We start from the raw sequence: 11,587 nt of genomic DNA, 5'->3' as shown, positions 1-11,587 counted from the left end.
CTGTTCGTTCGCAACTTCGAAGTCATGCCCGCAAGGATATATCAGCCACCAGCCTTTGGGCCAGATAGATGTTTTGAAACCTTAGCCAATGCTGAAAGCAGAGCCTTTTGCTCGGTGTCGTCCAAGGCGCTCAACATGGCTCCGGCATTCCGAAGGTCTTGGCGAATGATAGCCGCAATCACTTCCGACCCTTGCTCCGTCAAAGAAAGGACGACAGCGCGTCCGTCGTCCTTGTCTTTTTCCGACTGGATAATTCCGCGTTTTACGAGAGACGTAACTGCAGTCGAGATGGTAGTGCGCGGCACCGACAAGACCTCCGCAAGATGCGAAGGACGACAACGTCCCTCCGCTTGAAGAATGCGCAGCATGTTAAAATAGAGCGGGTTGAACGGGATAAGGCCTTCTGCCGGTGCCCCCTGTTTGCCTGCAACCAGCAGCGCCCGAATGATCAGATTGAGATAGAGGCCCAGTTCCTTTGTGCGGTCGTCAGACAATTTCGCGTCCATCTCTTGTATAGTACGGATACCGTACTAACTCATACGATATCCGTACTATACAAGAGGACCTCACCCATGAACAGACTTGCCACGCTTATCGGTGCATTGGGCATTCTCGCCGGTTGTTCTGACATCGCCCCACCAGATCAACCACCAGAGCTGACCGCGCCCCCGCCTGTCGGAACATCCGATTTTGTTATCGCTTACACCGAACATGTGATCCCTATGTCGCTTCCTGACTTGCGTCAGTTTATGCTGGAACGCCCCATCGTGACGTTTCTGGAACCCACCGGAAATATCTCGAACCCGGTCGCGTTTGAAACGCTGGAAGGAACGTGGGGTGAGATTGGAGCAACGCGCCGCGTGAAACTGGCCGATGGCCACTATGCAATCGAGCGGATTCTTCGCAATGATCCCGGTGCATTCGACTATCAGATATTTGTCTTCACAAATGCGGCCGGACGTGGCGTGGATCAAATCGTTGGCGAGCAGCGCTTTGTACCGGTTGATGGAGGCACGCGGTTTGAATGGACCTACAAGGTGCTGCCCAAGCATTTCGTCGCGCGGCAGGTGATACGCGGCAATATGGATAGCATCGAAGGCTTCATTGCTGGGGGGCTTGAGCGATTTTCAGCGGCAGCGATTGAGGCGTCCCAGTGATCCTTAGACCCGCGTCACCGCATCGTCCACCAACTGCGAGGCATTGGTCCAAGGATAGCCCTGCATGGTGATCAAGGAATGCATGATCCCGTGCAAATGACACAGCAGCCCGTCTGTCGCTATTTTGACAGATGGGCTGTCTCGATCCTCTGACCGGACGCTTGCAACAGCCTGAAAGAAAACCTCGTAGTGCGCGATGGTGGCATCGTCGCCCACGAAAGACCGCACATCTGCATTGCCGACGCCAGAATTCATAAAAACCAGATGATAATGGTCGGTGTGATTGCACCAATAGCTTGTGTAGGCTTGCGCGGCCGCGTGCAGGATAGCCCGCGCATTCGCACAGTCCTGGGTCGCGGCTGACACATCCTCGAAGGCTTTCCCAATGATATGACCCCACAACCGCGCCAATATATCTAGCTTGCTCGAGTAATATCGGTAAAGCGCCATAGGCGTCAGCCCGACCTCTTTGCCCAGTCTGCGCATGGAAACGGACGCGAACCCCTCATCCAGAAACAAGCGCAAAGCAACCGACGCAATCTCTTCGCGGCGTTCGGTCATTGCATTATCGGACAGAGTGGGACGGCCACGAAGGGCGGGTTGTTTTGCCATTGTCACGGGCTTTCACGGATATCAGTAACTTTTCTCACAAAATAGTATACGCGTATATTTAATATGTACAGGCAGGCATATATTAATGTACGCGTACTTTTAAAGGAGTATGCCGATGCTTAGAAAACTCATCTCAGCCATCTGGATCGCAGGAACGATGCCCATATCCGCGAGCGCTGACAGCGTTATTGGTATCTGGCAAACCCAAGACCGCGACGGCCATGTGCACATCCAACCCTGCGGTGCAGACCGGTTTTGCGGAACGCTCGTTTGGTTTGACCCACAATCGCCTACGGGTCCGATTGACCGTCAAAACCCAAACCCGACCCTTCGCAACAGAGACCTCACCGGGACTGAAATCCTGTCTGATGTGCCAGCTACCGCCAATAGCGGCGCATCTGGAACCATCTACAACCCGCATGACGGCAACAGCTTTGACGCGCGCATCGCATTGCAATCGTCCCAAACCCTACGTGTGACCGGATGTTGGGGCGTCATTTGCCGCAGCAATATCTGGCACCGTGTTTCCCAATAGCAAAGGACACGACAATGACGAAACTTCTCAGACCCATTCTCTTTCTCACTGGCCTTGTCATCACCTGGCTTGGTCTGAATGTCGGGCTTGGCGGCATTCAAACCCTCGGCTGGCAGGGCGCAAGCGGCTTTCTCGAAATCACTGATGCCGCAGTCTTTGCGGTCCAAGATAACCATACACGGTTCATCGCAGGGGTGTGGACCAGTGTCGGTGTTTTGTTCATCGCCGGCGCGTTCGCTTTACCGCAAATGCGCGCTGTCATGCTTGCGTTGATCGCAATGATTTTTGTCGGTGGCCTGATGCGTTTGACCCAAGGCGATAGCAGCCTGCTACTCAGCGGAGCGATTGCGCCTTCATTGATCGCCGAGCTGATCTTGGTCCCACTGCTTGGGCTATGGATATTCAAGGCAGCGGGGGACCAGGGACATGTATGAACTCACACTGATCCTCGTCGGTCTCTTGGCAGGAAGCCTCTTGACCGAAGGGATGGTCTTGGTCCCGTTCTGGCGCAGTTTGCCGATGGATAAATTCTATGAATTGCATGGCTCGGGTGGTCCCAGGCTATTTCGCTATTTTGCGCCTTTGACCGCGCTTGCTGTTGTCGCTTCGATTGTTCACGCGGTGACCGACGGGGATATCGGGTCTTGGATCGCCGCGAGTTTGTGTTGCCTGACCTTCGCTTCGTTTTTCGTGTTTTTCCGGGCAGTGAATAACAAGCTGTCGGCGCATGCGTATAACGAGGCTGATCTTCCGAAGGTCTTAGAACGATGGGCAATTTGGCATCATGCTAGAACCTTTATGATGCTTGCAGCCTTCGCTGCTCTGTCATTTGTCGCGTGATCAATGGCTGGACCCAAATGGCACAAACCAGTCTTGACCAGCAGGTTGCCGTATCTGCCAAAGCGGACCTTAACTGCGGCGCGGAATGTAGGTAACCAGGGCTCTGAGTTGACATTCATACAAACAAAAAAGGCCCCGCAATGCGGAGCCCTTTGAAATATTGAAACGCAGATCTCAATTGTTGGCGTTCAATCCGATAGTTCCGCCGATAGCGACCATGTCAGCCAACAGCTTGGCCGCGTCATCCACGGGGCCCGGTTCGTTCTTGAACGTTTCCTGCGCCTTGCCAAATGCGGCTTTGGCATCAGCAACCATCTGGTCATAGACCTCTTGCGTCACTTCGGCTTTGGGCAGCGCCTGTTCGGCCAGAACCGAAACACCCGCAGCTGTGATTTCCGCAAAACCGCCCGAGACGACATATTGGTCGGACCCGCCACCATGCACCACGGTCAGCACGCCAGGGCGCAATGTGGTGATCGTCGGGGCATGATCCGCCATCGCGGTCATGTCACCGTCTGCGCCGGGGATCTGGACCTCGGATGCCTCGACCGACGCCAGACGGCGTTCGGGCGAGACGAGATCAAATTGTAGGTTTGCCATGTCGGCTCCTTACGCTGCGTCCGCAGCCATTTTCTCGGCTTTGGCTTTCACTTCTTCAATGCCGCCAACCATATAGAAGGCACCTTCAGGGAAGTGGTCATATTCACCGGCCACAACGGCCTTGAACGATGCAATTGTGTCTTCCAGTGGCACCTGAACACCAGGTGAGCCGGTGAACACCTCGGCTACGTCAAACGGCTGCGACAGGAAGCGCTCGATCTTACGCGCACGGGACACGGTCAGTTTGTCTTCTTCTGACAGTTCGTCCATGCCAAGGATCGCGATGATATCCTGAAGCGACTTGTAGCGCTGCAGCATCTGCTGCACGTCGGCGGCCACGGCGTAATGCTCTTCACCAACAATCGCTGGGTCCAGCAAACGCGATGTAGAATCGAGCGGGTCAACGGCCGGGTAGATACCCTTTTCCGAAATCGCACGGTTCAGAACGGTTGTCGCGTCGAGGTGCGCAAACGATGTCGCAGGCGCAGGGTCGGTCAAGTCATCCGCAGGCACGTAGATCGCCTGAACGGAGGTGATCGACCCGTTCTTGGTGGATGTAATCCGTTCCTGCATCGCACCCATGTCGGTCGCCAGTGTTGGCTGATAGCCCACAGCGGATGGGATACGACCCAAAAGCGCGGACACCTCGGAACCGGCCTGGGTAAAGCGGAAGATGTTGTCGACGAAGAACAGAACGTCTGTCCCGGACTGGTCGCGGAAGGATTCCGCCATGGTCAAACCGGACAGGGCCACACGCATACGCGCACCCGGAGGCTCGTTCATCTGGCCGTAAACCAGTGCCACTTTGGATTTGGTCAGGTCTTCGGCGTTGATAACACCGGATTCGATGAATTCGTAGTAAAGGTCGTTCCCTTCGCGGGTCCGTTCACCCACACCGGCGAAAACAGAGTAACCAGAGTGCACCTTGGCGATGTTGTTGATCAGTTCCTGAATAAGAACGGTCTTACCAACACCCGCACCACCGAAGAGGCCGATTTTACCACCCTTGGCATAAGGGGCCAGAAGGTCGATGACCTTGATCCCGGTCACCAGCACTTCGGACGCGGTGGATTGTGCTTCGAATGGTGGGGCTTCTGCGTGAATAGACCGGCGCTCTTGCTCGCCGATTGCGCCCTTTTCATCAACGGGGTCACCCACAACGTTCATGATCCGGCCCAATGTGGCGTCGCCCACAGGCACGGTGATGGTCGTCCCCTGGTCGGTGACTTCCTGACCGCGCACCAGACCTTCGGTCGAGTCCATCGCGATGGCACGAACCGTGTTTTCACCGAGGTGCTGTGCCACCTCAAGTGTCAGTTCCTTGCCGTTATTATCGGTCGTCAGGGCGTTCAGAATCTCAGGCAGATGGTCATCAAACTGCACGTCAACGACGGCGCCGATGATCTGCGTGATCTTACCTTTTGCGTTTGCCATTTATGTTTCTCCGGGGTCCTAGAGCGCTTCCGCGCCCGAAATAATTTCAATCAGCTCGTTGGTGATGACGGCCTGACGCGAGCGGTTGAACTCGATTGTCAGCTTGTCGATCATTTCACCAGCGTTGCGTGTCGCGTTGTCCATGGCAGATTGCCGCGCGCCCTGTTCAGAGGCCGCGTTTTCCAGCAGCGCGCTGAAAATGGCCGTGGCGACACCGCGTGGCAACAGATCAGCGAGGATTTCCTCTTCGCCGGGCTCGTAGTCGTACAAAGTCGCTTCCGCGTCTTCGGCCTGCTCGAACTTGGCAGGAATGATCTGCTGGGCGGTGGGGTGCTGTGTGACGACATTTTCGAAGCGGGCAAAGAAGATCGTCGCCACGTCAAATTCGCCGGCATCAAAGCGAGCCAGAACGCCTTTGGCGATCTCCTGGGCATTGGCGTAGCCGACACGCTTTACCTCTGTCAGGTCGACATGGTCGATGAAGTGGCTGCCAAGGTCACGCTTGATCGCGTCGCGGCCTTTTTTGCCGACGGTCACGATTTTCACTGTCTTGCCTTCGGCAAGCAGCTTTTGCGCGTGGCTTTTGGCCAGCTTGGCGATGTTGCCGTTAAAGCCACCGCAAAGCCCGCGTTCGGCGGTCATGACGATCAGCAATTGCACCTGATCACTGCCTGTGCCGGACAGCAATTTTGGCGCAGAATCTGATCCGCCAACCGATGCAGCCAGCCCCGCCATCACGGCGTTGAACCGTTCGGTATAGGGGCGCGATGCCTCGGCTGCATCCTGGGCGCGGCGCAGTTTTGCAGCCGCGACCATCTGCATGGCCTTTGTGATCTTGCGGGTCGATTTGACCGACTCGATCCGGTTTTTTAGGTCCTTAAGACTGGGCATAAGGGTCTCCTATGTCCAATGAATCAGGCGAAATCTTTGGCGAATGCGTCCAAAGCGGCTTTGATCTTGTCTTCAGCCTCGCCTTTGATCTTTGGATCTTCCTTGGTGATGTAGTCCAACACGTCGGATGCGTTTGTGCGCAAGTGCTTCAACAAGCCAGCCTCAAACCGACCAACATCTTTCACATCAACCTTGTCCAGATACCCTTTGGTGCCAGCGTAGATAACACACACGATCTCGGCATTGGTCAGCGGCGAATATTGCGGCTGCTTCATCAGCTCGGTCAGACGCGCACCACGGTTCAGCAATGCCTGTGTCGCGGCATCCAGATCGGAACCAAACTGCGCAAAGGCCGCCATTTCACGATACTGGGCAAGTTCCAGTTTCACCGGACCTGCAACCGACTTCATAGAGTTTGTCTGCGCGGCCGATCCAACACGAGAAACAGAAAGACCGGTGTTCACCGCAGGGCGGATACCCTGATAGAAAAGCTCGGTCTCAAGGAAAATCTGACCATCGGTGATCGAAATCACGTTCGTCGGAATAAAGGCCGACACGTCACCACCCTGGGTTTCGATGATCGGCAGTGCGGTCAGCGAACCGGACCCGTTGTCTTCGTTCAGTTTCGAAGACCGTTCCAGCAGACGGGAGTGAAGGTAGAAAACGTCACCTGGGTAGGCTTCGCGCCCTGGCGGACGGCGCAGCAGCAGGGACATCTGGCGATAAGACACGGCCTGTTTGGACAGGTCATCATAGATGATCAGCGCGTGGCGACCATTGTCGCGGAAATGCTCGGCCATTGCTGTTGCGGAGTAAGGTGCAAGGAACTGCATTGGTGCGGGGTCAGATGCCGTCGCGGCGACCACGATGGAGTATTCAATCGCACCGGATTCTTCGAGCTTCTTCACCAGCTGCGCAACGGTTGAACGTTTCTGGCCAACAGCCACATAAACACAATACAGCTTTTGGCTTTCATCGTCGCCGGCAGCATCGTTGTAGGATTTCTGGTTCAGGATCGTATCCAGCGCCACTGCGGTTTTACCTGTCTGGCGGTCACCAATGATCAACTCACGCTGGCCACGACCGATTGGGATCATCGCGTCAACGGATTTCAGACCAGTTGCCATCGGCTCGTGCACCGATTTGCGTGGGATGATGCCCGGGGCCTTGCTGTCAGCAACAGCGCGGGTCTTTGTCTTGATCGGGCCTTTGCCATCCAGCGGATTGCCAAGGCCGTCAACAACGCGACCCAGCAGTTCGTCACCCACAGGGACGTCCACGATGGATTTCGTGCGCTTGACTGTGTCGCCTTCTTTGATGTCACGGTCGGAACCGAAGATAACAACACCCACGTTGTCGGCTTCCAGGTTCAATGCCATCCCGCGGATACCGCCAGGGAATTCAACCATCTCACCGGCCTGCACGTTGTCCAGGCCGTAGACACGGGCGATACCATCGCCCACGCTGAGTACCCGGCCAACTTCGGCCACTTCGGCTTCTTGACCGAAGTTCTTGATCTGGTCCTTCAGGATCGCAGAGATTTCAGACGCTTGGATCGCCATTTATCCGACCTCTTTCATAGTGTTTTGGAGTGCGTTGAGCTTGGAGGCGATCGACGTGTCGATCATCTTTGAGCCCACTTTAACAATAAGACCGCCAATGATGCTCTCATCCACGGTTTCTTTGATGGTGATGGATTTACCGACCTGAGCCTTCAGCGTTTCGGCCAGCTTGTCGGCCTGCGCTTTTGTCAGCTTCTTGGCGGTTGTGACTTCTGCAGTGACCTCGCCACGTTCGTCGGCAAGCATGTCCTGCAGAACAGCCAGCAACTGCGGCATTACAAACAAGCGACGTTTGCTTGCCAGCAAGGACAACACGTTGCGTGTGGTGTCGGAGAGTTCCATTTTCTTGGCGATTTCACCAATCGCCCCGGATTGTTCATCACGGCTGTAAAGCGGTGAGGTCAGCAATGTGCGCAGGTCTGCGCTTTCGGCCATTGCACCTTCCAGTGCAGCAACATCTGATTCGAGTGCTTTGATGGCTTTGCCTTCTTTGGCGATATCGAACACAGCAGTCGCATAGCGCTGCGCGATACCCGTTGAAATACCAGCAGTTTCGGACACGTGTCGCCTTCCGATGTCTTGGGCCCAGACCCGCGACGCCCCGCAAAGCGGGGCAAGCGAATGGACATGTTGTTTTGCCCCCGTTTCCACGAGAGCGGCAAAATCTTGCGCGATGTAGCAGAGCTACTATGGGGTCGCAAGGACTCTGCGTTAAGAATCCGTCTCTGCATTTGCCATATGGTGCGAGGGTGGAACTTCGCCAGCCAATTCGATGCATGATTGGGCCGAAAACAACAAAAAGCGCGAGATCATTGCTGATCCCGCGCTAATGTTCATCGAAATATGTGTGCGTGTCAGAACAGGTCCTGCCAGCCGGTTCCGTCATAACATCGCAGTTTTGTTGTGGCCGCATCGAAATAGATATCACCCGCCGTCGGCGTGACCGGCGGAATTCCGGGTGTAAGACGCAGCAGTTGATCAACCTGCACATGCCCGGTAGCCGCCGGAATGGTCAGGGCATTGACGAAGCTTGCGCCATCATCCGACACTTTGATGCTTAAATCATCGTTCCCGGCCAGACCAAGTTCCGCCCGCCCCGAAAACCCGGACTGATACAACAGCGACGCCGTATCAGTTGCGGCAGCCTTGTTGATCTTGACCTGATGACCGGCACCTTCATGGCTAAGAAGGGTTGCAGCGGCCGACACACTCAACCGGTTGATCGCATCGAAACTGGCGTTGATCCCGATGCCCGCGATATTCTCAAGCGATGCAGCCGCCTGCCAGCTATCACCGACCAGGACCATGATCATGCCAGCATCAACGACCCAGGCGCGCCAGCCTTCCTGCGGCGTCACGTAGAGCCACCCGCCACCGTGCCAGCCCGCAATCATGCCGTCCTGCCCGGACCAGTCCCCGGTTGCGGCGTCGCCCACGATCCACGCCTGACCTTCCGTCGCCGTCCCGGGCGGTGCAGTCGCGCCAACGGATTCCAGTGTCAGTTGGACAACGACGTCCAACAGCTCAATCGCTTCGTTATGGGTCACGTGTTTTTGCGCCTGCGCAGGCTGAATGAATGGCATGGCGAGATTGGGGGTCTGATCAGGCATGGAAACGCTGCACCTTCCGCAAGAATTGAAGTTGCCCGCACTATCAAGCCGTTTGCATAAACACATCTTTGAGGCCACGCGCGGTCACGTGGCAACGGCCCAATTGAGGAAAAATTTGAAACTATCCGGAGAGACACAAAAAAAAGACAATTTGGCCGGGAAACGGTAACGCTTTGTTAGGGAAGGCCTGTCAAAACCGAACAAAATTGACGGAACAAAAAAGGTGCAAATGGCCCGGTTGGGAACAATTGCGCCTAATTTCTGCATCTGTTGGAAATGTTTCGCATCGTACCTGTTGATCAACGCAATTGATCTATGGGGATATCAACGATGCCAGACCTGCCAGCCGACGACACCACCACCGCAATCCTGACTTATGGTACCGACGTCACCGGATCACTGGAAACCTACCGCGACCGCGATTGGTACCAGATTGATGTTGCACCGGGTGCATGGGTACAGGTCACCCAGCGTGGTACAGGCGCCAACCCGGTCAGCGACTCGTTCCTGCGGGTCTACGATTCCGAGATGAACCTGCTGACAGCAGATGACGAGTTGAACGCATCAAACAGCAACCTTGACGCAGCCCTTTTGTTCGACGGCGGCGTCGGCGGCACCTATTATATCGAGGCCGCCTCTTACCGGGATCGGACAACCGGCGACTATGTTCTGAACGCACAGCAGGTGGCCGCCCCACGCGGCAGCCTTGCAGATGTACTTGAAAGCGGGAACCAGCGCAGTGATCGCGACATCAGCGTGTATTTTGTGCCCGAGGGTGACCGGGCGAACCAGGGATACCGGACCAGCCGCGACAAACAGGACGACATCACATCCGATGGCTGGACCGACTATGAAATGGTACGGTTCATTGCCGCCTTTGACGCCATCGCGGCCGTGACCAACGTGACCTTCACAATCACCGACAACCCCAATGCGGATTATCAGTTGGTACTGGATGATAACGAGCTGCAGAATAACGGTCTGCTTGGCTATTTCTATCAACCCTCCAGCAGTCGCCCCAGCGTCGGCGTCTTCAATGCAAAGGGCCAGGGGTGGAGCGACGAAAGCCGGGGCGGATTGGAAAAGGGTGGTCTGGGCTACGCAACCATCGTCCACGAGCTGCTGCACGGTCTGGGTCTGGACCATCCGCACGAATCTGCGTCATCCGTTGCAGGCACGCATGTCGCGTTCGAGGATCTGGGCGCCAATGGTTACAATCAGGGCATCTATACAACGATGTCCTACAATGGCGGCTACGCCACGACCGGCCATGTCGGACGCTTTCGCCATAACGAGGCCGGCCCGATGACGCTTGATATCATTGCGTTGCAAGACCTCTACGGCGCCAACACGACAACGGCCCGGGGCGATGACAGCTACGTGCTGTTCGACGACATGGCCTATTGGGAGGCGATCTGGGACGCTGCCGGCCATGACACGATCCGCTATGACGGCACAGCTGATACCACAATTGACCTGCGCGCCGCCGATCTGGCGTATGGGCAAGGCGGGGCCGGCCATATCTCGTCGGTTGACGGGTTCACCGGTGGTTACCTGATTGCATATGGGGTTCAGATCGAAGGGGCCGTTGGCGGCGCGGGCAACGACACGCTGATTGCGTCTGATGCGGACAGCCGCCTCGAAGGCAATGATGGCGACGATCAACTGATCGGCGGCACAGGCGATGACACGCTGATTGGCGGCGCGGGTCAGGACGCCTTGTTCGGCGGGATCGGTAACGACGATCTCTCAGGCGGGGCTGGTGACGATAGTCTTACGGGCAACGCTGGTGCAGATCGGATCGCAGCGACAGCCGGACAGAACGAAATGCATGGCGGCGGCGGTGCCGATGTTTTGACCGGTGGCGTTGACAATGACCTGATCCATGGGGGCAGCGGTGATGATATGATGACGGGTGGGGACGGAAACGACGTCCTGTTCGGTGGACGTGGCCGCGACATCATTGATGGTGGTGACGGGGACGATCAAATCACCGGCGGCTGGGGCGCTGACACATTGACCGGTGGTCTGGGCGCAGACAGCTTTGTCTTTCATATCGCATCCGACAGCGCGGCAGGACGTGGCCAGCGCGATGTGATTACCGATTTCGAAACAGGACATGACATGATCGACCTTGGATTGATCGCCACAAGTGCACCGGACGGGCTTGCATTTATCGGCACCCGGGACTTTGACGGCGCAGGTCAGCTGCGGCTTGACCAAGACGGCACGGATGCGGTTCTTCAACTGGACGCCGACGGTGATGGCCATGCCGACCTTGAGATCTTGTTGCTGAACACAACAGATCTCTCCGCGTCTGACCTGATCCTTTGATTGCGATAATCC

General features: G+C 56.2%; 13 protein-coding genes. 5 read left to right on the top strand and 8 right to left on the bottom strand.

Going from position 1 to position 11,587, the window contains the following annotated elements; genetic code table 11:
• Positions 1–41: 41 nt before the first annotated feature.
• Positions 42–494 (bottom strand): MarR family transcriptional regulator, encoded by a 453-nt coding sequence (locus AABB31_RS16550; protein ID WP_342077106.1) that lies wholly within the window; start codon positions 492–494, stop codon positions 42–44.
• 78 nt (positions 495–572) lie between these two features.
• Between AABB31_RS16550 and AABB31_RS16545 the strand changes: the two genes are divergently transcribed.
• Positions 573–1,157: a hypothetical protein gene (locus AABB31_RS16545; RefSeq protein ID WP_342077107.1), complete on the top strand. Its 585-nt coding sequence runs from the start codon at positions 573–575 to the stop codon at positions 1,155–1,157.
• 3 nt (positions 1,158–1,160) lie between these two features.
• On the opposite strand, the gene AABB31_RS16540 is transcribed toward AABB31_RS16545, so the two are convergent.
• A complete protein-coding gene (locus tag AABB31_RS16540; RefSeq protein WP_373635027.1) occupies positions 1,161–1,769 on the bottom strand; it encodes a TetR/AcrR family transcriptional regulator in 609 nt (202 codons plus the stop codon).
• Positions 1,770–1,884: 115 nt separating this feature from the next.
• Between AABB31_RS16540 and AABB31_RS16535 the strand changes: the two genes are divergently transcribed.
• Genes AABB31_RS16535 through AABB31_RS16525 form a run of 3 tightly spaced genes read left to right on the top strand, consistent with a single transcriptional unit; the run spans position 1,885 to position 3,144 of the window.
• Positions 1,885–2,304 (top strand): DUF2147 domain-containing protein, encoded by a 420-nt coding sequence (locus AABB31_RS16535; protein ID WP_342077109.1) that lies wholly within the window; start codon positions 1,885–1,887, stop codon positions 2,302–2,304.
• Positions 2,305–2,318: 14 nt separating this feature from the next.
• On the top strand, positions 2,319–2,738 hold the full coding sequence (locus AABB31_RS16530) for a DUF4345 family protein (protein ID WP_342077110.1): 420 nt from the start codon (positions 2,319–2,321) through the stop codon (positions 2,736–2,738).
• On the top strand, positions 2,731–3,144 hold the full coding sequence (locus tag AABB31_RS16525) for a DUF1772 domain-containing protein (protein WP_342077111.1): 414 nt from the start codon (positions 2,731–2,733) through the stop codon (positions 3,142–3,144). Before AABB31_RS16530 ends, AABB31_RS16525 begins: the two co-directional genes overlap by 8 nt.
• 174 nt (positions 3,145–3,318) lie before the next feature.
• Here AABB31_RS16525 and AABB31_RS16520 read toward each other — a convergent pair whose 3' ends face one another.
• The 6 genes from AABB31_RS16520 to AABB31_RS16495 all read right to left on the bottom strand — a co-directional run bounded on the left by AABB31_RS16520 (position 3,319) and on the right by AABB31_RS16495 (position 9,241).
• The gene (locus AABB31_RS16520; protein ID WP_342077112.1) at positions 3,319–3,744 is read right to left on the bottom strand and encodes a F0F1 ATP synthase subunit epsilon; all 426 of its coding nucleotides are present in this window, start codon (positions 3,742–3,744) and stop codon (positions 3,319–3,321) included.
• 9 nt (positions 3,745–3,753) lie between these two features.
• Positions 3,754–5,178, bottom strand: a complete 1,425-nt coding sequence (atpD, locus tag AABB31_RS16515; RefSeq protein ID WP_373635026.1) for a F0F1 ATP synthase subunit beta — start codon at positions 5,176–5,178, stop codon at positions 3,754–3,756.
• A gap of 18 nt (positions 5,179–5,196) precedes the next feature.
• Positions 5,197–6,069, bottom strand: a complete 873-nt coding sequence (locus tag AABB31_RS16510) for a F0F1 ATP synthase subunit gamma (RefSeq protein WP_342077113.1) — start codon at positions 6,067–6,069, stop codon at positions 5,197–5,199.
• A 23-nt stretch (positions 6,070–6,092) separates the two neighbouring features.
• Entirely contained in the window at positions 6,093–7,631 is a 1,539-nt protein-coding gene (gene atpA, locus AABB31_RS16505) for a F0F1 ATP synthase subunit alpha (RefSeq protein ID WP_342077114.1), read from the bottom strand.
• Positions 7,632–8,192: a F0F1 ATP synthase subunit delta gene (locus AABB31_RS16500; protein WP_373635024.1), complete on the bottom strand. Its 561-nt coding sequence runs from the start codon at positions 8,190–8,192 to the stop codon at positions 7,632–7,634. It abuts the gene before it with no gap.
• Between the two features lie 293 nt (positions 8,193–8,485).
• Entirely contained in the window at positions 8,486–9,241 is a 756-nt protein-coding gene (locus AABB31_RS16495; protein ID WP_342077115.1) for a DUF2793 domain-containing protein, read from the bottom strand.
• 330 nt (positions 9,242–9,571) lie between these two features.
• Between AABB31_RS16495 and AABB31_RS16490 the strand changes: the two genes are divergently transcribed.
• Positions 9,572–11,575 carry a M10 family metallopeptidase C-terminal domain-containing protein gene (locus AABB31_RS16490; protein WP_342077116.1) on the top strand — a complete coding sequence of 668 codons (2,004 nt, stop codon included), beginning with the start codon at positions 9,572–9,574 and terminating at the stop codon, positions 11,573–11,575.
• The last annotated feature ends 12 nt before the right edge of the window (positions 11,576–11,587 follow it).

This window comes from Yoonia sp. SS1-5 (assembly GCF_038443705.2).
Lineage (GTDB): Bacteria > Pseudomonadota > Alphaproteobacteria > Rhodobacterales > Rhodobacteraceae > Yoonia > Yoonia rhodophyticola.
Note: the sequence above shows the minus strand (reverse complement) of the source record. Positions and strands in the feature narration are given on the sequence as shown.